The 23,484-nt window shown below is 73.0% G+C and carries 19 protein-coding genes and 1 pseudogene; 6 read left to right on the forward strand and 14 right to left on the reverse strand.

Features of this window, described 5'->3' with window-relative positions; translation table 11 throughout:
* Positions 1-89 precede the first annotated feature (89 nt).
* Entirely contained in the window at positions 90-1,070 is a 981-nt protein-coding gene (locus BIV23_RS10295; protein WP_245790483.1) for a phosphotransferase, read from the forward strand.
* A gap of 75 nt (positions 1,071-1,145) precedes the next feature.
* Here the strand turns inward: BIV23_RS10295 and BIV23_RS10300 are convergent, their stop codons facing one another.
* Positions 1,146-2,846: a protein kinase domain-containing protein gene (locus BIV23_RS10300; protein WP_079173063.1), complete on the reverse strand. Its 1,701-nt coding sequence runs from the start codon at positions 2,844-2,846 to the stop codon at positions 1,146-1,148.
* A 343-nt stretch (positions 2,847-3,189) separates the two neighbouring features.
* On the opposite strand from BIV23_RS10300, the gene BIV23_RS10305 reads away from it, so the two are divergent.
* Positions 3,190-4,827 (forward strand): protein kinase domain-containing protein, encoded by a 1,638-nt coding sequence (locus BIV23_RS10305; protein WP_071380497.1) that lies wholly within the window; start codon positions 3,190-3,192, stop codon positions 4,825-4,827.
* A 183-nt stretch (positions 4,828-5,010) separates the two neighbouring features.
* Here the strand turns inward: BIV23_RS10305 and BIV23_RS10310 are convergent, their stop codons facing one another.
* A complete protein-coding gene (locus BIV23_RS10310) occupies positions 5,011-5,553 on the reverse strand; it encodes a bacterial proteasome activator family protein (protein WP_071378119.1) in 543 nt (180 codons plus the stop codon).
* A 174-nt stretch (positions 5,554-5,727) separates the two neighbouring features.
* On the opposite strand from BIV23_RS10310, the gene BIV23_RS10315 reads away from it, so the two are divergent.
* The gene (locus tag BIV23_RS10315) at positions 5,728-6,453 is read left to right on the forward strand and encodes a hypothetical protein (RefSeq protein ID WP_071380694.1); all 726 of its coding nucleotides are present in this window, start codon (positions 5,728-5,730) and stop codon (positions 6,451-6,453) included.
* Between the two features lie 36 nt (positions 6,454-6,489).
* Here BIV23_RS10315 and BIV23_RS10320 read toward each other — a convergent pair whose 3' ends face one another.
* Together BIV23_RS10320 and BIV23_RS10325 are read right to left on the reverse strand one after the other, a co-directional pair.
* Complete coding sequence (locus BIV23_RS10320; protein WP_071380498.1) at positions 6,490-7,470, reverse strand: NAD(P)H-quinone oxidoreductase; 981 nt, start codon at positions 7,468-7,470, stop codon at positions 6,490-6,492.
* A gap of 73 nt (positions 7,471-7,543) precedes the next feature.
* Positions 7,544-8,230 (reverse strand): annotated as a pseudogene (locus BIV23_RS10325) (potassium channel family protein); the annotation flags it as partial.
* 96 nt (positions 8,231-8,326) lie between these two features.
* On the opposite strand from BIV23_RS10325, the gene BIV23_RS10330 reads away from it, so the two are divergent.
* Entirely contained in the window at positions 8,327-9,418 is a 1,092-nt protein-coding gene (locus tag BIV23_RS10330) for a potassium channel family protein (RefSeq protein ID WP_079173064.1), read from the forward strand.
* Between the two features lie 66 nt (positions 9,419-9,484).
* Here BIV23_RS10330 and BIV23_RS10335 read toward each other — a convergent pair whose 3' ends face one another.
* From BIV23_RS10335 to pdhA, 5 genes are all read right to left on the reverse strand, one after another.
* Complete coding sequence (locus BIV23_RS10335; protein WP_071380499.1) at positions 9,485-10,834, reverse strand: molybdopterin molybdotransferase MoeA; 1,350 nt, start codon at positions 10,832-10,834, stop codon at positions 9,485-9,487.
* A complete protein-coding gene (locus BIV23_RS10340; protein WP_071380500.1) occupies positions 10,831-11,796 on the reverse strand; it encodes an NTP transferase domain-containing protein in 966 nt (321 codons plus the stop codon). The genes BIV23_RS10335 and BIV23_RS10340 overlap by 4 nt, the downstream gene beginning before the upstream one ends.
* Positions 11,797-11,901: 105 nt before the next feature.
* The gene (locus tag BIV23_RS10345) at positions 11,902-13,296 is read right to left on the reverse strand and encodes a dihydrolipoamide acetyltransferase family protein (protein ID WP_071380501.1); all 1,395 of its coding nucleotides are present in this window, start codon (positions 13,294-13,296) and stop codon (positions 11,902-11,904) included.
* Positions 13,296-14,300, reverse strand: coding sequence for an alpha-ketoacid dehydrogenase subunit beta (locus BIV23_RS10350; RefSeq protein ID WP_071380502.1), 1,005 nt, complete (start codon positions 14,298-14,300; stop codon positions 13,296-13,298). The genes BIV23_RS10345 and BIV23_RS10350 overlap by 1 nt, the downstream gene beginning before the upstream one ends.
* Positions 14,297-15,451: a pyruvate dehydrogenase (acetyl-transferring) E1 component subunit alpha gene (gene pdhA, locus BIV23_RS10355; RefSeq protein ID WP_071380503.1), complete on the reverse strand. Its 1,155-nt coding sequence runs from the start codon at positions 15,449-15,451 to the stop codon at positions 14,297-14,299. The genes BIV23_RS10350 and pdhA overlap by 4 nt, the downstream gene beginning before the upstream one ends.
* 175 nt (positions 15,452-15,626) lie before the next feature.
* Between pdhA and BIV23_RS10360 the strand changes: the two genes are divergently transcribed.
* Complete coding sequence (locus tag BIV23_RS10360; RefSeq protein ID WP_107471130.1) at positions 15,627-16,127, forward strand: Lrp/AsnC family transcriptional regulator; 501 nt, start codon at positions 15,627-15,629, stop codon at positions 16,125-16,127.
* Between the two features lie 18 nt (positions 16,128-16,145).
* Here the strand turns inward: BIV23_RS10360 and BIV23_RS10365 are convergent, their stop codons facing one another.
* Both BIV23_RS10365 and BIV23_RS10370 read right to left on the reverse strand, forming a co-directional pair.
* Positions 16,146-16,733 carry a TetR/AcrR family transcriptional regulator gene (locus BIV23_RS10365; protein ID WP_071380505.1) on the reverse strand — a complete coding sequence of 196 codons (588 nt, stop codon included), beginning with the start codon at positions 16,731-16,733 and terminating at the stop codon, positions 16,146-16,148.
* On the reverse strand, positions 16,730-18,244 hold the full coding sequence (locus BIV23_RS10370) for a 3-hydroxyacyl-CoA dehydrogenase (protein ID WP_071380506.1): 1,515 nt from the start codon (positions 18,242-18,244) through the stop codon (positions 16,730-16,732). The genes BIV23_RS10365 and BIV23_RS10370 overlap by 4 nt, the downstream gene beginning before the upstream one ends.
* Before the next feature lie 159 nt (positions 18,245-18,403).
* On the opposite strand from BIV23_RS10370, the gene paaN reads away from it, so the two are divergent.
* Complete coding sequence (gene paaN / locus BIV23_RS10375; RefSeq protein WP_071380507.1) at positions 18,404-20,110, forward strand: phenylacetic acid degradation protein PaaN; 1,707 nt, start codon at positions 18,404-18,406, stop codon at positions 20,108-20,110.
* On the opposite strand, the gene BIV23_RS10380 is transcribed toward paaN, so the two are convergent.
* Genes BIV23_RS10380 through BIV23_RS10390 form a run of 3 tightly spaced genes read right to left on the reverse strand, consistent with a single transcriptional unit; the run spans position 20,107 to position 23,229 of the window.
* Positions 20,107-20,886, reverse strand: coding sequence for a TrmH family RNA methyltransferase (locus BIV23_RS10380; RefSeq protein WP_071380696.1), 780 nt, complete (start codon positions 20,884-20,886; stop codon positions 20,107-20,109). The two genes, paaN and BIV23_RS10380, sit on opposite strands and share 4 nt — an antisense overlap.
* 10 nt (positions 20,887-20,896) lie before the next feature.
* Complete coding sequence (locus BIV23_RS10385) at positions 20,897-22,138, reverse strand: HTTM domain-containing protein (protein ID WP_071380697.1); 1,242 nt, start codon at positions 22,136-22,138, stop codon at positions 20,897-20,899.
* Positions 22,139-22,152: 14 nt separating this feature from the next.
* Positions 22,153-23,229 carry a DUF5819 family protein gene (locus BIV23_RS10390; RefSeq protein WP_071380508.1) on the reverse strand — a complete coding sequence of 359 codons (1,077 nt, stop codon included), beginning with the start codon at positions 23,227-23,229 and terminating at the stop codon, positions 22,153-22,155.
* Positions 23,230-23,484 lie beyond the last annotated feature (255 nt).

The following is a 23,484-nucleotide window of genomic DNA, read 5'->3' on the forward strand; positions in this document are numbered from 1 at the left end:
GCTTTTCGTGCCCTAGCATCTGCGGCGTGCCGCGCTCTTGTGTACCACCCCTCGTACCCCAAGCGCCCCCTCTGGGCGACGTGCTCCGCATGTACTCCGCCGGTAGTGCTCTCACCTGTGAACCGGTCATGCAGGGCCTGCTCAATCGCGCATACCGGGTGTGCACCACCCGCGGCAGCTATTTCCTGAAGCACCATTTCGACCCCGACACCGCCGACCCGGCCGCCATCGAGCGCCGCCACCTGGCCACCCGGCGCCTGGCCGACCTGGGCGTCCCCGTCCCCGTGCCGCTCGCGTCCCGCGAGGGCCGTACGGTCGCCGTCGTCGGCGGCCACGCCTACGCCCTGCACCCCTGGATCGACGGCCGGCACCGCCACGGCGGCCAGCTCACCCGGCCCGAGAGCGCACGTCTGGGAGCGGTCCTGGGCGCCGTGCACGCCTGCCTGGAGCGCGTGATGCCACCCAAGGGGCGCACGCGTCCGGCCACGAGCCCTCATCCCGTGGAGAGCGCCGATCCGGCCGACACCTTCGACCTCATCGACGACCTGCTCGGCAGGGTCCGGCGCCACCGTCCCGCCGACGCCTTCGACGAACTGGCCCGGCACCGGCTCCTGGAACGCCGGGCGCTCCTGGAACAGCACGCGGACCGGCGCCCCCCGCGCGGGGGCTCGGTGGGCTGGGTGCACGGCGACTTCCACCCGTTCAACCTGCTCTACAAGGACGGTGTGCCCGCGGCCATCGTCGACTGGGACCGGCTCGGCGTGCAGCCCCGCGCGGAGGAGGCCGTACGCGCCGCGGTGATCTTCTTCGTGCGCCCCGCGGGCGCCCTGGACCTGCCGAAGGTACGCGCCTACGCGCGCGCGTACCGGCGCGCGGCCGGGGCCACGCCCTCGGAGCTGTCGGCGGCCGTGCACCGGGTGTGGTGGGAGCGGCTGAACGACTTCTGGATGCTGCGCTGGCACTACGAACGGCGAGACACGCGCGCGGACTGTCAGTTCCCGGCCGCGTCGGCGCTCGTGGTGTGGTGGACCCGCGAGTACGACGCCGTCTGCGAGGCGTTCACGGCCTGACGGCGCCCGAGACCGCACCCGCCCGGGACACCGGTCGGCTCACGGAGAGGCCGTCACGGGCGCCGGAGGGGTCCTTCAAGCGGTGGGGTCGCCCGCCACGCCGGAGGTCGCGCCCGTGTCCGTGCCGCCGTTCGCGGTGCCGGTGGTCGTGCCGCCATTGGTGGTGCCGGTGGTCGTACCGCCGTTGGTCGTACCGCCCTTGGTCGTACCGCCGTCGGTCGTACCGCCGTTGGTCGTACCGCCCTTGGTCGTACCGCCGTCGGTCGTGCCACCGGTGGTGGTGCCGGTGCCCGTGGACTGCGACGGCGTGGTCTGCGGGTCCGTCGGGCTCGTGGTGTCGGACTGCGAGGTCTGCGGATCCGTCGGGGTGTAGCCGGTACCGCCCGAGCCGGTGTCCGAGCCGTTGTACGTGCCGGGATCGGTCGGCTGGTCGGTGGTGCTGTCCGACGGCGACGGGGACGTCGAGTCGTCCGACGCGGACTGCGAGGGCGTCGTCGACTGCTTGGTGTCGCCGCCGGTCTTCCCGCCGCCGCCCGCGTTGTTCAGCGCCATCGCGACGCCCGCCGCGATGGCGATCACCGCGAGGACCGCGACGATCCACAGCTTGCCGCGTCCGCCGCCCCTGTTGCCGTGCCCCTCGAAGCCGCCGTCGTCACCGTTGCCGTAGCCGGACGGCAGGATCGGCTGCGGGATCTGCGCGGTGCCGGAGCCGAAGTCGCCCGGGTGCTGCATCGCGGTCGTCCCCGCGAAGCCGCCCGCCGGGGTGTGCCGGCCGTCGTGCGACTGCACCGGGCCGGTGTTCCAGGTGCCCGTGTGGCCGCCCGCCTCGTAGAGCATCTGCAGGCCGTACTGGATCAGCCCGCGCATCTCCTCGGCCGTCTGGAACCGGTCGTCCGGCTCCTTGGCGAGCGAGCGCATGACCAGGCCGTCCAGCTCCGGCGGGCAGCCGTCGGTGACCTGCGACGGCGGGGTCGGCATGTCCTGGACGTGCTGGTAGACCACCGACAGCGGGGTCTCGCCGGTGAACGGGGGCCGCAGCGCGAGGAGTTCGTACAGCAGGCAGCCGGTCGCGTACAGGTCGGAGCGGTGGTCGACGGCCTTGCCGAGCGCCTGCTCCGGGGAGAGGTACTGCGGCGTGCCCATGACCATGCCGGTCTGCGTCATCGTCGACTGGGCGCCGTGCAGCGCACGCGCGATGCCGAAGTCCATCACCTTGACGGCGCCGCTGTTCGTGATGATCACGTTGGCCGGCTTGATGTCGCGGTGCACGATGCCGTGCTGGTGGGAGTAGGCAAGCGCTTCCAGTACGCCCGAGACGATGATCAGGGCCTGCTCGGGGCCCGGCGCCTCGGCGTTCATCAGCAGATCGCGGATGGTGCGGCCCTCGACCAGCTCCATCACGATGTACGGCACGGACTGGACGCCGCCCCCGGCGGAGCCGCCGTAGGGCAGCGTGTCCTCGCCGGAGTCGTACACGGCGACGATCGCGTGGTGGTTGAGGCCCGCGACGGACTGTGCCTCGCGGGTGAAGCGGGCCTTGGAGACCGGGTCCTCGGCCAGGTCGGCCCGGAGCAGCTTGACCGCGACGGTCCGGCCCAGCCGGACGTCCTCGGCCGCGAAGACCTCGGCCATGCCGCCCCGGCCCAGCCGGTGGGTCAGCCGGTAGCGGCCGTCGCCGACGAGCCCGCCGTTGCCCCACAACTCCGGCGCGTCCGACATACCGCCGCCACTCGCCTCGGGGTCGGACGGGCCCTGGGCGCGCTGCGTCTGTGCCATCAGTCCTCGCCGTCGTTTCTGCCCGCGGTGCGCGCGGTGTTGTCACGGTCTCCGTCGGCCACGCTACAGGGTTCGTGGGTGCCACCGGTTCGGAACGGGAACCGGGACCAGCCACGAGCGTGACCGGCCATGAAACCTCTAGCACGCGCTGTCGTGCAAATTCTGTGTGCCGGTCGTACGCCCCCTGTAACGCTTGCGCGACGCTTCTTGCGCGTACGGTCACGGAACGGGCACCGAGCTTGACGTGTCAGTGCCCTGGGGCAGACTTGGCCGGTAATGACACATTCGATCAAGGCCCTGCGATGAGCGAAGGCGCCGGACGGCCGGTGGGGGACGGGGAGAGATGAGCCAGGACGGCGCGCACGGCCGGTATGCGGGGCAAGCCCTCGCCGGCGGCCGCTACCAGCTGCGGGATCTGCTCGGCGAGGGCGGCATGGCCTCGGTGCACCTGGCGTACGACGCCGTGCTCGACCGCCAGGTCGCGATCAAGACACTGCACACCGAGCTCGGCCGGGAACAGGCGTTCCGTGAGCGGTTCCGCCGCGAGGCCCAGGCCGTGGCCAAGCTCACGCACACCAACATCGTCTCGGTCTTCGACACCGGCGAGGACGATCTCGGCGGCACGGCCATGCCGTACATCGTCATGGAGTACATCGAGGGCCGCCCGCTGGGCTCGGTCCTCGACGAGGACGTCCGGCAGTACGGCGCGATGCCTGCCGACAAGGCCCTGAAGGTCACCGCCGACGTGCTGGCGGCGCTGGACATCAGCCACGAGATGGGGCTGGTCCACCGCGACATCAAGCCGGGCAACGTGATGGTGACCAAGCGTGGTGTGGTCAAGGTCATGGACTTCGGCATCGCCCGCGCCATGCAGTCCGGGGTCACCTCGATGACCCAGACCGGCATGGTCGTCGGCACCCCGCAGTACCTCTCGCCGGAGCAGGCACTCGGCCGCGGCGTGGACGCCCGCTCCGATCTGTACTCGGTCGGCATCATGCTGTTCCAGCTGGTCACCGGGCGGCTGCCGTTCGACGCGGACTCGCCGCTCGCGATCGCGTACGCGCACGTGCAGGAGGAGCCGGTCGCGCCCTCCACGATCAACCGGTCCCTGCCGCCGGCGGTGGACGCGCTGGTCGCCCGCGCGCTGAAGAAGAACCCGAACGAGCGTTTCCCGACCGCCGAGGCCATGCGCGACGAGTGCCTGCGCGTCGCCGCCTCCTTCCAGGCGGCCGCGCCGAGCATCGTGCCGGGCGCCACGCAGACGCAGAGCGGCTCGGGCGTCGGCTCCGCGGTGTTCCCGCCGGTCGACCAGACCGCCCAGCCGGCCCCCGGCCCGGTGCAGACGCCGTACCAGCCGGGTCCGTACGGCGCGCCGCAGACCCCCGCCCCGGCCGCCTACGGCTACCCGCAGCAGGGCGGGTACCAGACGCCGCCTCCGGCGGGCTACGCCGCGCAGGCGTCGACCCCGCCGCCGTACGGGGTCACGGCCCCGACGGCCCAGACGGTCACGCGCACCGCCGGCTCCGGCGGCGGCAAGAGCAACAAGCCGGTGATCATCGGCTCGATCGCGGTGTCGCTGGTCGCGGTCGTCGGCCTGCTCGTCGCGCTGACCCTGAACAGCGGGGGCAACGGCAACAACGCGGGCGGCGGCGGTGCGAGCGCCTCGGCGTCCACCTCGCACAAGGCCGGCTACCGGGGCCCCGACACCACCCGGGTCATCGACAAGACCAAGTGCACCGAGCCGACCGAGTCCTACGACGACACGAAGAAGGTCGAGCTGCCGGACTTCCGGTACAAGGACATCAACTCGGTGAAGTCGTGCTTCCAGGCGGCCAGCTGGAAGTACGAGATCACGCTCGTGAACGACAACACCTGGGGCGACGGCACGGTGCTGGACGAGTTCCCCGCCGCGGGAACGCCCGTCGACCCGAAGGACCCGGGCACCGTCCAGCTGAAGGTGTCGAACGGCAACCCCGCCTGAAACCGCCGCGAACCGAAGGAAGCTGACGCTTCTTCCCGACGGCGGCAACGACTCCGCGGAACGAAGATCGGGCCCGGCACTTTCCGTGCCGGGCCCCGGTCGTTCGCGGCGCGGGCCGCATGGTCACTGGTGCGGGCCGGTCGTCACCGGTACGGACGAGGCGTCACCGGTACGGCCCGGTCGTCACAGGTACGGCCCGCCCGCTCGGCCGCCCGTGTGCGGGTCGTCGCCCTCGTGGCCCGTGACACCGGGCGGCAGCGCGCGGCGCATCTGCTCCAGTTGGGCCCGCGCGGCCATCTGCTGGGCGAAGAGCGTCGTCTGGATCCCGTGGAAGAGGCCTTCGAGCCAGCCGACCAACTGGGCCTGCGCGATCCGCAGTTCCGCGTCGCTCGGGGTGGCGTCGTCGTTGAACGGCAGGGAGAGCCGCTCCAGTTCCTCGACCAGTTCCGGCGCCAGGCCGTCCTCCAGCTCCTTCACCGAGCTGGCGTGGATCTCCTTCAGCCGGACCCGGCTGGCCTCGTCCAGAGGAGCCGCGCGCACCTCCTCCAGGAGCTGCTTGATCATGCTGCCGATCCGCATGACCTTGGCCGGCTGTTCCACCTGCTCCGTCACCGGGATCTCGCGGGAGTCCTCGTCCCCGTTACCGCCGCCGAGCGCCATTCCGTCCTGGCCCACGACGAGGATCTGAGGATTCTCCGGCGACCGTTCGTTCCTCGGCATCTCCATGCCGCCATTCTCTCGCACCCGTACACCTCATCACCGTGGTGCCCCCTCCTGGGAGTGATCCACCGTTTCAACCCGACGGAGCACTCTGAAATGCCCTGGTTGTCAATGAATGTGAGGCTTATTTCTGCCGGTCATCCATTGATCACCGCATCCCGGCTCCGGGAGGTCACCGACGTGACTCCATGGCTGCGACTCACCCTTCGCTCCATACGACTGCTGCTCGCCCTCGCCGTGACGGCGGCCCTGTCGGCGTACGGCACCGGCACCGCGTACGCCCTGCCCGTCTGCGCGGCCGACCCGGGTCCGGGGACCGCGGCCGGCCAGAACCGCCCGCACCACTCCGGCTCCGGCCACGCGAAGCATCCTGGCCACGCGGCTCAGCCGAGCGGCTCGGGCAGCTCGAACGGCTCGGTCAGTGGCCGGCCGGAGCGCCCGGGGAACCGGCCGGGCGATCCGGATCACGGCGACCGGGGCAGCCGGGCCTCCCCCAGCGCGGCCGCTTCGCCCGCCTCCATACCCTCCGGCTCCTCCTCGGCCTCGCACCACCCCGGGGCCGCCGACCCGACCCGGGCGGGCAGCCTGGCGGGCGAGGGGCGGCTTCGGCCGGGCCGCCCGGACGGGCCCGCGGCCGAGGTGGAGGGCGGCGACGCCACCGTGCCGACCCGAGCCCCCGGCACGGGCCGGTCGGAGGAGCCGGAGACCGCGGACCTCCCCGTCGTGACGCCGACAGCCTCGGACGCCTCCGGCGAGTCCGGGCACGGCCGGACCCCGGCCCGCCACGCCGCCCCCCAGGGCGAGACCGCCACCGAGCCGGTACTCCAGCTCCTCCCGCTGGGCAGCGGCCTGGTCCTCATCGGCCTGGGCCTGGCGTTCCTGGGCCTGAGACTCCGCAGGGGCTGACGGCGCCGCGCGGGCGCGCCGATCGGGCACCGCTCCCTACGGCACCACCAGCAGCACCTTGCCCACGTGGCCGCTGGCCTCCAGGACCCGGTGGGCCTCGGCCGCCTGCGGCATGGGCAGTTCGCGGTCGACGACCGGGCGGACGCGGCCGGAGGCGATCAGGGGCCACACGTGCTCGCGTACGGCGGCGACGATGGCCGCCTTCTCGCCGAGCGGCCGGGCGCGCAGTGAGGTCGCGCTGACCGCGGCCCGCTTGCTGAGCAGGGTGCCGATGTTCAGCTCGCCCTTCGCCCCGCCCTGCATGCCGATGATGGCGAGCCGGCCGCTGACGGCGAGCGCCTCGACGTTGCGCTCCAGGTACTTCGCCCCCATGTTGTCCAGGATCACATCGGCCCCGGCACCCCCGGTGGCCTGCTTGATCTCGGCGACGAAGTCCTGCTCGCGGTAGTTGATCAGGATGTCCGCGCCGAGCTCGGCGCAGCGCTCCAGCTTCTCCTTCGTCCCGGCGGTCACCGCGACCTTGGCGCCGACGGCCTTCGCGAGCTGGATGGCCATGGTGCCGATGCCGCTGGAGCCGCCGTGCACGAGCAGCGTCTCGCCGGGCCGCAGGTGGGCGACCATGAACACGTTGGACCAGACGGTGCAGACCACCTCGGGCAGCGCGGCCGCCCGCGTGAGGTCGATGCCCTCGGGCACGGGCAGCAGCTGCCCGGCCGGTACGACGACCTTCTCGGCATAGCCGCCGCCCGCGAGCAGTCCGCACACCGGGTCGCCGACGGCCCAGCCGGAAACTCCGGGGCCGAGCGCGGCGATCCTGCCGGAGCACTCCAGGCCGGGGTAGGGGGAGGCACCGGGCGGCGGGTTGTAGAAGCCCTGCCGCTGCAGGACGTCCGCACGGTTGACGGCGCTGGCCACCACCTCGACCAGCACCTCGCCCTCGCCGGGCACCGGATCGGGGACCTGCGCCCACACCAGCGCCTCGGGACCACCAGGTTCGGGAATCGTGATCGCATGCATGCCGGTGACGCTACTCCCCGTGGGTGCCCCGTCCCGGGCAGGCTCCCCAGGCGTGCGCTCTCGGGCCCGGTCCTCAGTCGAGCGGCAGCGGCCGGATGCCCGGGACGGCCTGGTTTCCGGGGGACGCGCGGACGATGGTGATGAGCCGGTCGGTCAGCTGGAGGGCACCGACGGCCGGGTCGTCGTAGCCGAGCAGCCGGTGTCCGCGTACGACGCTCACCACGAGGTCGTCGGTCTCGCGCGGCCGCTTGCCCACCTCGCCGCGCACCACCGGCCGTTCGACGAGGTCCAGGCCGCTGCCCTGCTGGATCAGGTCTTCCATGACCATGCCGGCGGCGGGGCTGAGCACGGACAGGCCGAGCAGCCGGCCGGCCGCGCTGGCGCTGGTGATGACGGCGTCGGCGCCGGACTGCTTGAGCAGCGGTGCGTTCTCCTCCTCGCGCACGGCGGCCACGAGCTTCGCGCCCCGGTTGAGCTGGCGGGCCGTCAGTGTGACGAGGACGGCGGTGTCGTCGCGCTGCGGCGCCACGATGATCTGCCGGGCCTTGTGCAGCTCGGCGCGTCTGAGCACGTCGCTGCGGGTGGCGTCGCCCATGACCCCGGTGTAGCCCTCGGCGGTCGCCGCGTCGACGGCCTTGGCACTGGGGTCGACCACGACCACCTGCTCTGTCCTCAGCCCGGTCGCGCAGACGGTCTGGATCGCCGACCGGCCCTTGGTGCCGAAGCCGATGACGACGGTGTGATCCCGCAACGTGTGCCTCCCGCTCATGTGATCCGACGCCGGCTCCGGGCGCCAAGGGCAACAATGGCGGAACGGTCTCCAGCGTCACGACACGGACAGCAGAGGAAACGCACGATGAGTGCCCCAAGGCAACCAGGCTCGGACAGGACTCGCCTTCCCCTCCTCCGGTCCCTGCGCCACTGGTCCAGAGCCGAGGACGGCCAGTCGGTCCGGTTGCCGGTCGGCGTGACGGTACCGCCCCTCCAACAGGTGCTCCGGCGGCTGGCCGTGGCGATGCTGGTGCTTGTCCTCACGACGCTGGTCGTGTGGCTGGACCGTAGTGGGTATCAGGACAACGCGGACGGCAAGGTGGACCTGGTCGACTCCGCGTACTACGCGACCGTCACCCTCTCCACCACCGGATACGGCGACATCACCCCGGTCAGCCACGGTGCCCGCCTCACCAACATCCTCGTCATCACGCCCCTGCGCGTGCTGTTCCTGATCATCCTGGTCGGCACCACGCTGGAGGTCCTCACCGAGCGCACGCGACATCAGGTCCGGATCGAACGTTGGCGCGCTCGCATCCGCGATCACGTCGTCGTGGTCGGCTACGGCACGAAGGGCCGTCATGCCGTCGAGACCCTTCTGGGGCAGGGGATGTCAAGGGAACAGATCGTCGTGGTCGATCCGCAGAAGAAGGCGGTGGACCTGGCCACCAGCGACGGGCTTGCCGCGGTACACGGCGACGCCACGCGCTCGGAGACTCTGAGCAGAGCCGAACTTCACCGGGCAGCGCACGTCGTCGTGGCTCCCCAGCGCGACGACACCGCGACCTTGGTCACCCTCACTGCGCGGCAGCTCAACAGGAGGGCCTCGATTGTCGTTGCCGTCCGAGAGGACGAGAACGTGCCGCTGCTGAAGCAGAGCGGCGCCAACGCAGTGATCACCAGCTCCAGTTCGGCCGGTCGGTTGCTCGGTGTGGCGATGTCCAGCGCGCGCAGCGCGGACGTCCTGGAAGACCTCATGACATACGGCAGCGGACTGGATCTCGTGGAGCGCCCGGTGTCCCCGGGCGAGGTGGGGCACTCCCCACGGCAGAGCCCTGATCTGGTCGTCACCGTCATGCGGGGCAAGGAGATGCTGGACCATGCCGATCCCCGAGCGGAAACTCTCCGGGCCGGGGATCGGTTGATCACCATTCAGCGTGCCGCGTCCCACCACTGACGACGAGTACGCCGGGGACGTGGCCCACCTGCCGGTGCCGGGCGATGGCGCCCCGGCCCGGACGTTTCACGTGAAACACACCCCGATCCCGGCGCTCGCCCACGGCAGATCCAGCAGTTCGGTCTGCGCGCCCTGCGGCGCCCCGCCGGACGGTACGACGGCCAGCGCGTCGGCGGCGGCGACCCCGCGGAGCATGGCCGGGCCGTTGTAGTGCAGCGGTACGGCACAGTCGCCGCGCAGCACCACGGGGACGAGCCGGGTGTCGTGCGGGTGCCCCTGGACCGCCTCGGTCAGCGGCAGTGCGTACCGCTCGGGGGCCGGATGGGCGGCGAGGGTGCGCAGCAGCGGCTCGGCGAGCGTGAGCAGGCCGGAGACGGCCGCGAGGGGATTGCCGGGGAGGCCGACGAGATGCTGGTCGTCCTTGGTGCGGGCCAGCAGCATGGGGTGGCCGGGCCGCACCGTGACCCCGTCGACGAGGAGTTCGGCGCCGATGCGCTCCAGGGTCGGGTGCACATGGTCGCGCGGGCCCGCGGCGGTGCCGCCGGTGGTGACGATCAGGTCGGCGTCGGAGCTGGTGACGGCCCGAAGCAGGGCCTCGGCGTCGTCGCCGATCCGCCGTACCGCGACGACCTCGGCACCGAGCGCGTGCAGCCAGGGCGGTAGCAGGGGGCCGAGCGCGTCCCGGATCAGCCCGTCGTGCGGCAGCCCCTCGGTCAGCAACTCGTCGCCGAGGACGAGGACTTCGGCGCGTGGCCGGGGCACGGCGGTGACGGTGTCGTATCCGGCTGCGGCGGCCAGGCCGAGGACGGCAGGGGTGACCAGGGTACCGATGGGCAGCAACTGGTCGCCCCTGCGGCACTCCTGGCCGCGCGGGCGGATGTCCTGGCCGTGCGCCAGGTCCCTGGTGGCGTGCAGCCGGCCCTGTGTGTCGGTGTGGCCGTGCTCGCCGCGCAGGACCGCGGTGGTGTCGGCGGGAATGCGGGCACCGGTCGCGATGCGCGCGGCCTCGCCGTCGGTGAGCGGCTCGGGCAGGCCGTGCCCGGCGAGCACGGCCTCGTCGCGCACCAGCCAGGGGCCGGGTCCGGCGACCGCCCAGCCGTCCATCGCGGAGGTGTCGAAGGAGGGCAGGTCGGTGAGGGCGTCGAGGGGGGCGGCCAGGACCAGGCCGAGGGCGTCGCCGAGCGGCACGGAGACGGGGGCGCGGCGCGGGCGGGTGCGCGCGGCGCGGGCGGCGGTCTCACGGGCCTGGTGCCAGGGGGTGACCCGGTTCCCTTCGCCGTTTGTGTCAGGCTCCGGAGCGGGTGTCTGGCCCGCGTTGTCGTCCCTGGGTTGTCTCACGAGGGCGAGGGCCTCCTCCAGGTCGAGGTCGTCGCTGTCCTGCGCGGGCGCCCCGGTCCGAGTGCCGGGGGCGGTCATCCGGCGTCCGGGGTGCCCGGGCCGCTGCCGTCCCCGCCTCCGGCCTTCGCCTCGTTCTCCTCTTCCCAGCGCAAGGCCAGCGCGGTGGCCTTGCGGGCGGCCTCGGCGACGGCCTCGGGGCCTCTCACCCGTCGCCCACCCCCCGTGTTCGAAGGCCCTTCGGGCCCCTCGATTTCCATGCCCTGGGCCGCGGCGTAGCCGACGAGGAAGGTGGTCAGCGGGGCGGCGGGCCGGGCGACGCCGTGCGCGGCGTCCCGGGCCAGGTCGAGCAGAACGCCGGTGTCGACGTCGAGGTCGATGCCCAGCTCGTCCTTGACTGCGGAGATCCATTCATCCAACACGTGACCATGCTCCCTGATGCGTGCCCTGGCGTCGGCGATGTCGTCCCAGGTGTCGCAGTCGAAGGACGCGAGGGGGTCCGGGACACGGGTGAGGCGGAGGGCGCCGGTCAGCCGGCGCAGGGGCAGCCCGGTCAGGTCGCCGGGCCCGGCCGCGAGGGCGCCCAGTTCACGGCGCAGTGCGCCGGTGCGGTAGGCGGCGACGAGCGGCTGGTCGCGGCCGCCCGCGTCGGTGAGCAGCGCGCCGTCGGCGCCGCTGTCGCGCAGGGCGGCCAACAGGCGCTGGAGAGTGGTGGGTTCGAGGAAGGGCAGGTCGGCGGAGAGCACGACGACGTCCTCGGCGGTGGCCAGGCGCAGTCCTGCCGCCAGCGCGGCGACCGGTCCCGCGCCGGGCGGCTCCTCGCGCGTCCACAGCACCGGCCGCGTGGTGGGCCGCCGGGCGGCCACGACGACCGTCGTACGGGCGCCCGCGCAGGCCGTGAGCACCCGGTCGAGCAGCGCCCGGCCGCCGACCCGCAGCCCGGGCTTGTCGGCCCCGCCGAGCCGCCGGGCGGCGCCGCCGGCCAGCACGACGGCATCGTACGGCGCGGGTGTCCCGGGCGCGGCGGGGGCGTTGTCGCTCATCCCCCGAGTATGTCCCGCCCGGGCCTGCTCGTCTGCGCCGTACCGGTCTGCCGCGGGCGGCCCGCGGGGCCGTTCAGGGGGGCCTGGCGCCGGGTCCCGCGGTTGTCACAGGGTGCGCAGGAGCACCGCCGGCTGTTCCACGCAGTCCGCCACGTACCGCAGGAAGCCGCCGGCCGTGCCGCCGTCGCACACCCGGTGGTCGAAGGTGAGCGAGAGCTGGACGACCTGGCGCACCGCCAGCTCGCCCTCGTGCACCCAGGGTTTGGGGACGATGCGGCCGACGCCGAGCATGGCCGCCTCGGGGTGGTTGATGATCGGGGTGGAGCCGTCGACGCCGAAGACCCCGTAGTTGTTCAACGTGAAGGTCCCGCCCGTGAGTTCCCCGGGCGTCAGGGTGCCCGTGCGGGCGGCCTCGGTCAGCCGGGCGAACTCGGCGCTCAGCGCCTCGGCGTCGCGCGCGTGGGCGTCCCGGACGACCGGCACGACCAGCCCGCGTTCGGTCTGCGCGGCGAATCCGAGGTGGACGTGGTCGAGCCGGACGATCTCGCGGGCCTCCGTGTCGACGAAGGAGTTCAGCTCGGGGAAGCGGGCGAGAGCGGCGGTGCAGATCCGGGCGAGGAGCGCGAGCAGGGAGATCTTCGGACCTCCGGCGGCGTTCATCGCGGCACGCGCGCGCATGAGTTCGGTCGCGTCCGCGTCCACCCAGCAGGTGGCGTCCGGGATCTCCCGGCGGCTGCGGGAGAGCTTGCCGGCGACGGCTCCGCGCACGCCCTTGAGAGGGACACGGACCCCTGCGGCGCGCGGGGCCGGGGAGGCGGGGGCGGACGCGGCAGGGACGGCGGGTGCGGCCGCGGTCGGTGCCTCGGCCCAGCCGTTGCCCTGGGCCGTCCTGGCCCGCAGTACGCCCTCGACGTCCGCGCGCAGGATCAGTCCGTCCGGGCCGGAGCCCGCCAGCTGCCGCAGGTCCACGCCGCCCTCACGGGCGAGCCTGCGCACCAGCGGGGAGATCACGGGCACGGGGCCCTCTGTGTGGAGTGCGGTCACGGGTACGGCGGCAGCGACGAGCGAGGCCGGGGTCCCGTTCCGCCCTGTCGCCGCGCCTGCGACGGGTGTGCCGGTCCCGGCGGTGCTCGCGCTCGCGCCGTCGGCCGCCGTCGGCGCCGGCCGCAGCCTCCTGCGTCGCGCGGGTGCTTCCGACGTGCCGTATCCAACCAGGACGTTGCCGGAGCCCTCGGGCCCGGTGTGCGGCGCCGGTTCGCCCACCGCGACCGTCAGCAGCGGTGCGCCGACGGGCAGTTCGGTGCCCTCCTCGCCGAAGCGGGCGGTGACCACACCGCCGTAGGGGCAGGGCACCTCGACCATGGCCTTGGCCGTCTCGACCTCGACGACCGGCTGGTCGACGGCGACGACGTCACCGACCTGGACGAGCCAGCGGACGATCTCCGCCTCGGTGAGTCCTTCACCGAGGTCGGGGAGCTTGAACTCCAACACCTGTGCCATCAGCCCTCGGCCTCCCACTGCAGCCGGGCCACGGCGTCCAGGATGCGGTCGACGCCGGGCAGGTGGTGCCGCTCCAGCATGGGCGGCGGGTAGGGGATGTCGAAACCGGCCACGCGCAGCACGGGCGCCTCCAGGTGGTGGAAGCAGCGCTCGGTGATCCGGGCAGCTATCTCGCCGCCCGGTCCGCCGAACCCGGTGGACTCGTGGACGACGACCGCGCGTCCGGTGCGCCGGACGGCCGCGCAGACCGTCTCGTCGTCGAACGGCACCAGCGAGCGCAGGTCGAGCACTTCCAGGTCCCAGCCCTCGGCCCGGGCCGCCTCGGCGGCCTCCAGGCAGACCGGCAGGGAGGGGCCGTAGGTGACGAGGGTGGCGCTGCGGCCCGGCCGGCGCACCACCGCGCGGCCGATGGGCTCCACGTCGGTCGGGTGCTCGGGGTTCCAGGCGTCCTTCGACCAGTACAGCCGCTTGGGCTCCAGGACGACGACAGGGTCGTCCGAGGCGATCGCCTGGCGCAGCAGTCCGTAGGCGTCGGCGACGGTCGCGGGCGTGACGACGTGCAGGCCCGGGGTGGCCATGTAGTAGGCCTCGGAGGAGTCGCTGTGGTGCTCGACGCCGCCGATGCCGCCGCCGTAGGGGACGCGGACCGTGATCGGCAGCGGCATCCGGCCGCGCGTGCGGTTGCGCATCCGGGAGACATGGCTGATCAGCTGCTCGAACGCCGGGTAGGCGAAGGCGTCGAACTGCATCTCCACCACCGGGCGCAGGCCGTACATGGCCATGCCGACGGCGGTGCCGAGGATGCCGGCTTCGGCGAGCGGGGTGTCGGTGCAGCGGTCCTCGCCGAACTCCTTGGCGAGGCCGTCGGTGACCCGGAAGACACCGCCGAGCGCGCCGACGTCCTCGCCCATGACGTGCACGGTGGGGTCGGCGGCCATCGCGTCGCGCAGCGCGCGCGTGAGGGCCTGCGCCATGGTGGCGGGCTTGACGGCGACGGTCGTCATCGGGCGCCGCCTTCCCGCTCGCCGTGCTGCTCCTGCTCGGCGTCCAGCTCGGCCCGCAACAGGGCGCGCTGTTCCCGCAGTTGGGCGGTGGTCTCGGCGTAGACGTGGTCGAAGAGGGCCATGGGGTCCAGTTCGGGATCGCGGTTCATGCGTGCGCGCAGGGAGGCGGCCATCTCCTCGGCGTCCTGCCGAACGGCCTCCTTGCCGGCCTCGTCGATCAGTCCCCGTGCGGTCAGCTCCGCCTCCAGCAGCTCGATCGGGTCGTGCGCGCGCCAGGCCTCGACCTCGGTGTCGCCGCGGTAGCGGGTGGCGTCGTCGGCGTTGGTGTGGGCGTCGATGCGGTACGTCACCGCCTCCACCAGGGTGGGTCCGCCGCCCGCGCGCGCGTGCTGCACGGCGTCGCTGAGGACCTCGTGGACGGCCGCCGCGTCGTTGCCGTCGACCAGCCGGCCCGGCATGCCGTATCCGACGGCCTTGTGGGCCAGGGAGGGCGCGGCGGTCTGCTTGGCGAGCGGGACGGAGATGGCGAAGCCGTTGTTCTGCACGAGGAAGACGACCGGTGCCTGCCAGACGGCGGCGAAGTTCAGCGCCTCGTGGAAGTCGCCCTCGCTGGTGCCGCCGTCGCCGACCAGCGCGAGGGCGACGACGTCGTCGCCCTTGAGGCGGGCGGCGTGCGCGAGGCCGACGGCGTGCGGAAGCTGGGTGGCCAGCGGGGTGGACAGGGGGGCCACCCGGTGGGTGTGGGGGTCGTAGCCGCAGTGCCAGTCGCCGCGCAGCAGCGTGAGCGCCTCGACGGGGTCCACGCCCCGGGCGACGACGGCGAGCGTGTCGCGGTAGCTGGGGAAGAGCCAGTCGCGTTCCCGGAGGGCCAGCGCGGCGGCGACCTGGCAGGCCTCCTGGCCGGTGCTGGAGGGGTAGACGGCGAGTCGGCCCTGCTTGGTGAGCGCGGTGGCCTGGGTGTTGTAGCGGCGGCCGCGGACCAGCTGGGCGTAGAGCCGGCGCAGCAGGTCGGGGTCGGCCTTGGCGGCGGCCTGCGTGCCGAGGACGCGGTAGGGCTCGGCGTCGGGCAGCAGCGGCGCGGGGTCCGTACGGGGCTGCCAGGCGGGCGGCGGCGAAGGCCGGTACGCGCCTCGCTGCTCCATGACCGTCATGACGGCACCTCCTCGTGGGAGCGGCTACGGGAGGCGGGTCGACGGTGACCCGTCCCACCTACCGATTGTTCGGTCGTCGGCACATTTTGGCTACAGGCACCTCCAGGCTGTGGACAAACGGTTCTCCACAGCCTGGAATGAACGCAGGACGTCCACGGCGAGGGAGCGGGAGGACATGGCAGCTGAACAATTGGCCGAGGGACCGCGGGACGGCGTCCCGCTGCCGCCCCCGCGACCGCTGGACGCCATCGATCAGGACATCCTGAAAATCCTCCAGGGCGACGGCCGCGCCTCGATACGTGCGGTCGCCGAGCGCGTCCACGTCTCGCGTGCCAACGCGTACGCGCGGATCAACCGGCTCGTCGAGGACGGGGTGATCCGCGGGTTCGGCGCGCGCGTGGACCACGAGCGGGCGGGGCACGGCACCTCGGCGTACGTGACCCTGAAGATCGTCCAGAACACCTGGCGCACCGTCCGCGAGCAGCTCAGACAGCTGCCCGGCGCCTCGCACATCGCTCTGGTGGGCGGCGACTTCGACGTCCTGCTGCTGGTGCACACGCCTGACAACCGGGCGCTGCGCGAGCTGGTGCTCACCCGGCTCCAGGCGATTCCCGAGGTGCTCAGCACGCGCACGCTGCTGGTGTTCGAGGAGGAGGACCTGGAGCCGGAGGACTAGCAGGAGGTCCGCCGGCTGTCAGGCGCTGCGCAGGCCCGAGAAGACGAGCCGGGCCACGGCGTCGGCCACCTCACGCCGGCCGGCGCCGCGCGGGTCCGGCCGGTACCACTCCACGATCGAGTTGATCATGCCGAAGACCAGCCGGGTGGCCAGCCGGACCTCCACGTCGCCGCGCACGTCACCGTCGGCGGCCGCGGCCTTCAGCAGCTCGGCGACCCGGTGGTCGAAGTCGCGCCGCCGCTCCAGCGCCCACCGCTCGGTCTCGGTGTTGCCGCGCACCCGCAGCAGCAGCGTCACGTACGGCAGCTCGCCGATGAGCACCTCGACCATGCGGCGCACGACGTGCTCCAGACGCTCGACGGGCCTGCCCACGCACGCGTGCTCCTCGTCGAGGATGGCGAACAGTCCGTCCAGAGCCCGGCTGACGGCCCGGCGCAGCAGCTCCTCCTTGCCGCTGACATGGTGGTATATCGACGACTTGGAGATGCCGGCCGCCTTGGACAGGTGCTCCATGGAGGTGCCGTCGTAGCCGCGCTCGTTGAAGACCTGCACGGCGACGGAAAGGAGCGTCTCCGGGGTGTACGTGTCGCGTCTGGCCGTGGTCACGAGGCGCCCTCCCGCTTGTCGACGGCGTATGCGTGGCGGTAGAGCGCGAGCGAGGGCGCGTAGCGTCCGGACGGGTCGCGCTCGTGCATCTCGTCCAGGACGTCGATGGCGAAGTCGCGGCCGAGCCTGCGGTCCCATTCGAAGGGGCCGAGCGGGTAGTTGACCCCGAGGCGCATGGCCGTGTCGATGTCCTCCTCGGTGGCCACGCCCTTGGCGACGGCGTCGTGGGCGAGGTCGATGATCCGGGCGACCGTGCGCGCGACGATCATGCCGGGGACGTCGCCGATGACGCTGACGTCCTTGCCGAGCGCCTGGAACAGGCCGGTGGCCTCGGCGAGGGTCTGCGGCGAGGTGTCGTGGACGGCCGACAGGGCGATGCGGGTGGCGGTGCGGTAGTCGAGGGCGAGGTCGAAGTAGACGACGTCCCGGAACTCCACGGAGGTCTGCCCGTCGGCGAGGACCAGCTGGCCGCCGCCGGGCAGCACCAGGCGGGTGCCGTTGTCCTCGCCCTCCTCGCGGACCGGGATGCCCGCCTCGCGGATCAGCGGGAGCAGAGCGGCGGCGGGGCCGAGGTCGCCCTCGGCGATGACGTAGGCGGGCGGCCGCTCCTGGTCGGCGGTGTGCGGCTCGGCCGGCTCGGCGTCCGCGGCGTAGTCGTACCAGCCGTGCCCGCTCTTGCGGCCGAGGCGGCCGGACTCCACCAGCCGGCGCTGCGCCAGCGAGGGCGTGAAGCGCACGTCCTGGAAGAAGGCCTGCCACACCGAGTGCGTCACGGACTCGTTGACGTCCTGCCCGATCAGGTCGGTCAGCTCGAAGGCGCCCATCCTGAAGCCCCCGGAGCCGCGCAGCACTGCGTCGATGGTGGCCGGGTCGGCCGCCTGGGCCTCGTAGACGGCGAACGCCTCGGCGTAGAACGGCCGGGCGATGCGGTTGACGATGAAGCCCGGGGTGTCCGCGCAGGCCACCGGGGTCTTGCCCCAGGCCCGGGCGGTCTCGTACGCGCGCGTGGCCGACGTGACGTCGGTGGCGAACCCGGAGACGACCTCGACCAGCGGCAGCAGCGGGGCCGGGTTGAAGAAGTGCAGGCCGACGAAGCGGCCGGGATGGCGCAGGGCGCCGCCGATCGCCGTCACCGACAGCGAGGAGGTGTTGGTGGCGAGCAGGCAGTCCTCGGCGACGATGTCCTCCAGCTCGCCGAAGAGCTGCTGTTTGACGTCCAGCCGCTCCAGGACCGCCTCGACGACCAGTCCGCAGTCGGCCAGCCCGGCGAGGCCGTCGACCGGTTTCAGCCGGGTGCGGGCCGCGTCCCGGTCGGCGGCGCCGAGCCTGCCCTTCTCCACGAGCCGGTCGAGCCGGGCGCCGATCGCTTCGGCCGCGTCCCGGGCCCGCCCGGCGACCGCGTCGTACAGCCGCACGGGGTGGCCGGCGACCAACGCGACCTGGGCGATGCCCTGGCCCATGGTGCCGGTGCCGACGACGGCCACGGGGCTGCTGAGGTCGAGTGCTGTCATGTGCGCGATCCTCCCGCACGGGGTTTTCCACAGATGCGGCGGTCCCCCTTGTCCCGACCGATCGTTCGGTTACTCTAGCTCTGACGATCCCATCCCGCTGCTCTTTCTGCCAGGTCGTGAACTCGACGGAGAGTTCCCCAGACGAGGAGTTGGTCCCGCATGGCCGCCGAACTGACCGCGCCCGAGCTGATCGCGAAGCACCGGCCCACCCTGGACCAGGCGCTGGAAGCGATCCGTACGCGCGCGTACTGGTCCCCGCACCCCGAGCACCCCAAGGCCTACGGCGAGAACGGCAGCCTGGACGCGGCGGCGGGCAAGGCCGCCTTCGACGCCGTGCTGAACACCCGCCTGGACCTCGGCCAGCCCGGCACGGACGGCTGGACGGGCGGCGAGGTGTCCCCGTACGGCATCGCGCTGGGCGTGGAATACCCGCACGCGGACGTGGACGTGCTGCTGCCCGCGATGAAGGCCGGGCAGCGCGCCTGGCGGGACGCGGGCGCGGAGACGCGCGCGGTGCTCTGCCTGGAGATCCTCAAGCGCATCAGCGACCGAACCCACGAGTTCGCGCACGCCGTCATGCACACCAGCGGCCAGGCCTTCATGATGGCGTTCCAGGCGGGCGGCCCGCACGCCCAGGACCGCGGCCTGGAGGCGGTGGCGTACGCGTACGCGGAGCAGGTCCGCACCCCCGAGACGGCCGAGTGGGCCAAGCCCCAGGGCAAGCGCGACCCGCTGACCCTCACCAAGCAGTTCACACCGGCCCCGCGCGGCATCGCCCTGCTCATCGGCTGCAACACCTTCCCGACCTGGAACGGCTACCCGGGCCTGTTCGCCTCCCTCGCCACCGGCAACGCGGTCCTCGTCAAGCCCCACCCGCGCGCGGTACTGCCCCTCGCGCTGACCGTGCAGGTCGCTCGCCAGGTCCTCACCGAGGCCGGCTTCGACCCGAACCTGGTCGCGCTGGCCGCCGAGCGCCCCGGCGAGGGCATCGCCAAGCCCTTGGCCACCCGCCCCGAGATCCGGATCATCGACTACACCGGGTCGACGGCCTTCGGCGACTGGCTGGAGGCCAACGCCCGCCAGGCGCAGGTCTACACGGAGAAGGCCGGCGTCAACACGGTGCTGGTGCACTCCACGGACGACTACAAGGGCATGCTGTCCAACCTGGCGTTCTCGCTGTCCCTGTACAGCGGCCAGATGTGCACCACCCCGCAGAACCTGCTCATCCCCCGCGACGGCATCCGCACCGACCAGGGTTCCAAGACCTTCGACGAGGTCACCGCGGACCTCGCCCGCGCGGTCGACGGCCTCCTCGGCGACGACGCGCGCGCGAACGCCCTGCTCGGCGCGATCGTCAACCCGGACGTCAAGGCCCGCCTGGAAGCCGCGGCCGGCCTCGGCGAAGTCGCCCTCGCCTCCCGGGAGATCACCAACCCGGACTTCCCGGACGCGGTCGTGCGCACCCCCGTCGTCGTGAAGCTGGACGGCGCCCGGAAGTACTGGGAGGGGGCGGACGACCAGGCCGCCTACATGAGCGAGTGCTTCGGCCCCGTCTCCTTCGCCGTCGCCGTCGACTCGGCGGCCGACGCGGTGGAGCTGCTGCGCCGCACGGTCCGCGAGAAGGGCGCGATGACGGTCGGCGCCTACACCACCGACCCCGAGACCGAGCGGGCCGTCGAGGAGGTCTGCCTGGAGGAGGCGGCCCAGCTGTCGCTCAACCTGACCGGCGGGGTGTACGTGAACCAGACGGCCGCCTTCTCCGACTTCCACGGCTCGGGCGGCAACCCGGCGGCCAACGCCGCGCTGTGCGACGGGGCGTTCGTGGCGAACCGGTTCCGGGTCGTCGAGGTGCGCCGGGAGGCCTAGGAAGGGGCCCGGACGGCAGCCCGAGAGGCCGATGGCGCGCCCCCGGTGATGCTCCAGTGGTACAGCGTCATCGCCACGCTGGTGGCCAGGTTGTAGCTGGAGACCTGGGGGCGCATCGGCAGCGCCAGCAGGTGGTCGGCACGCGCGCGCAGCTCGGCCGACAGCCCGCTGCGCTCCGAGCCGAACGCCAGCACGGCGTCGTCGGGCAGCGTGGTGCGCCGGATGTCGTCGCCCTCGGGGTCGAGGGCGAACAGCGGCCCGGCGGGCAGCTCCTCGACGCCGAGGCGTTCCACGGCGGTCGCGAAGTGCAGGCCTGCGCCACCGCGCACGACGGTGGGGTGCCACGGGTCGAGCGTGCCCGTGGTGACCACCCCGGTCGCCCCGAAACCGGCGGCGAGCCGGATCACGGCCCCGGCGTTGCCCAGGTTCCTGGGGTTGTCCAGGACCACGACCGGCGCGGTGCGCGGGGTGCGGGCGAGCGCCCCGAGATTGGCCTCACGGGACGGCCGTACGGCGAGCGCGGCCACCCCGGTCGGGTGGGGCCGTGGCACGAGCGAGGCGTACGTCTGCGCCGGCACCTCGGTGAGCAGGGCGTCCAGCGCGGCCCGCACGTCCTGGGCCAACTCCTCGGCCAGGGCGAGCGCGGCCGCCCGGTCGGTGGTGACCGCCACCGGCACCTCGGCCCCGAAGCGCACCGCGTGCTTCAGGGCGTGGAAGCCGTCGAGCAGCACGGCGCTGCCGGCGTGCGCGCGCCAGCGGGTCAGCGGGTCGGTCATGCCGTGAACCCTACGCGGCGCCCACCGCACCCGGAGCACTCTGCTCCGCCCCCTCCGGCTGCCCCGGCTCCGGCTCCGGCGAAGAGCGCGGTGCGGGCACCGTACGCTCCCCGCGCCCGGCGATCCGCGCACGCGCGCGTGCCACCAGGGCCCCCAGCCGGCGCAGGAAGGACGTCGGCAGGAAGACCGAGTCGGCGGTGATCATCGCCAGCGAGAAGAACGGCAGGCCGAGCACGACCGCGATCACCGCGTGCTCCAGCATCATCGCGACCAGCAGGACGTTCTTGACCCGCCGGTTGAACAGGGTGAACGGGAAGGCGACCTGCACCATGACCGTCCCGTAGGCGACGATCATCATGATCGTGCCGCTGGAGGACATCAGGTCGGCGAGGCCCGGCCAGGGCGAGAAGTAGTCCAGGTGGAGCGGGTAGTAGACGGCGGTGCCGTCCTGCCAGCGCGAGCCCTGGATCTTGTACCAGCCGGCCGTCGCGTAGATCAGGCACGCCTCCGCCATGATCACGGCAAGGGCGCCGTTGTGCAGGATGTTGGCGACGACGTCCAGCAGAATCCGCGGGTCCCGTGCCCTCGCCCAGCGGTCGACGGCCCACCACAGGCCGAGCCCCGCCAGCACCGCCCACAGCAGGACGGGGATCAGCCAGCCGTTGTCGAACCGGCCGGTGACCGTCACGAGGACGAGCGCCAGGCCGAGCACCGCCCACAGGGCCGGCCCCAACCGGTCGGCGGGAAGCCGCTCCCCACGCGCGCGCGCCGCCTCGGCGCGCTGCGCCCGCAGCGCGTCCAGCGACCACACCTGTCCGCAGCGTGTGAACACCAGGTAGATCGACATCAGGTGCAGGACGTTGTCCCCGCCGTCGCCGACGAAGACGCTGCGGTTCTGCAGCGACAGCACGCCCACCATGAACAGCACGGACGCCGTCCGGGTGCGCCAGCCGAGCAGCAGGGCGACGCTCGCGAGGACCGCCAGCACGTAGAAGCACTCGAACCAGAGCTGCCCGTCGGTCCACATCAGGGCGGTGAAGGCGTGGTTGTCGGCCGTCAGCTCCTTGGCGAGGCTCCAGCTCCATGGTCCGGCCGGGCCGTACAGCTCCTGGCGGTGCGGGAACTCCCGCAGCAGGAACAGCAGCCAGGTCCCGGCGAAGCCGATCCGGATCACGGCGCTCTGGTACGGCCCGAGCGCCGCCCCGGTCACCCGGGCGATCCCGCGCGAGAGGGGCACGGAAAGACGCGTCAGAGAGGAAGAACCGTTCACCGCACACCCCCGGCGGCCTCGTCGGCGGTCACGGTCCACCAGGGCAGCAGGCGGTAGACGGGCTGGTCGGACACGCGCTCGGGACTCCACTTCGGCGGCTGCACATTGGTGGTGCGGGAACGGATCTGCACCTGCTGGATGACGCCCAGCCTGTCGGGCGGCTCGTTCCGGTACAGACGCATCACCACGATCCGGCGCAGGTACTCCTCGGAGAGGGAGCCGCGCATGCCGACGGGCCGGTTGTCGGTGCCGTGCGTGGCGGTGAAGAAGTCCCAGGCCCGGCGCAGCTCGTTCTGCTCGGTGTGGCTGGGCGCCAGGTTGCCGTCGATCGCGGCGCCGTCCTCGGCGGACAGATCGGTCCACCCGGTGGTCCGCAGCTCACCGCCCTTGGTCCGCACCTCGGCGCGCACCTGGACGGCGATGTTCTGCTGCAACGGGTTCGGGGCGAACAGCTTCCAGTTCTGCTCGAACTCGGGGTACACCCACTCCTCGACGGCCTTGCCGTGCTGCTTCGTCACCGTGTTCGCGGGGGCGAGGCTGAGGAACACCATCAGCACATGCACACCGGCGGCCACGGCGACCGCGGCGAGGGCGAGTGCCGCGGCGATCTGGTAGCGGGGGGAGAGGGCGGCCACACCGGTACCGCGCGCATCGGGCGCCACGGCGGCAACGCCCGCACCAGCGGCCGGCCCCTCCTCGGTCTCCGCGGCCTCGGCGCCCGGCTCGGTCACCGGACCTGCCTCATCCGCCGGGCCGGACCCGCTGGACGTGTCACCGGGTTTCGAGGCGCCACGTTCCGGATCACCACCGCCCAGGTACCCACCATTCCGCTCGCTGCCGCTGGTCCTGCGGGCGTCAGGGCCACTGGTCCTGCGGGCGTCAGGGCCACCAAAACTGTCAGGGCCGTCAGATCCGTCGGAATCGGCGGTTCCGGAGCCGCCGGAGCCAGGGCCTTGGGTGCCCGGGGCCCCGGTGCCGGTGCCGGTGCCGGCCGCAGGTTCGGCCGGGAGACGCGCCCCGGTCGACCCGTCGGGGCCGGGCCCGGCCCCCGGGTCCTCGTCGTACGCGTCCATTCCGTTCCCGTCCCCCGTCTCGGCTCGGTCTTCTCGGTTCGGTCGGCCGGCCCCGCGGCCGACCTCAGGTATGCGGCGCCCGTCCCGGGCGCCCCACGGTTCCCGCACACCACGGTGCGACGTCCGCACGGAACGGTACTCAGGCCCGGCCGCCGAGCGCAGCCCCGGGTACGGGCCCGGGCCCGTGGTCCTCGCCACGCCGTACGGCACCGGACCCCGGCCGTACCCGCCTCCGCTCCGGTTGTCCACAGGCCG

Source organism: Streptomyces monashensis (assembly GCF_001866665.1).
Classification (GTDB): Bacteria; Actinomycetota; Actinomycetes; order Streptomycetales; family Streptomycetaceae; genus Streptomyces; species Streptomyces monashensis.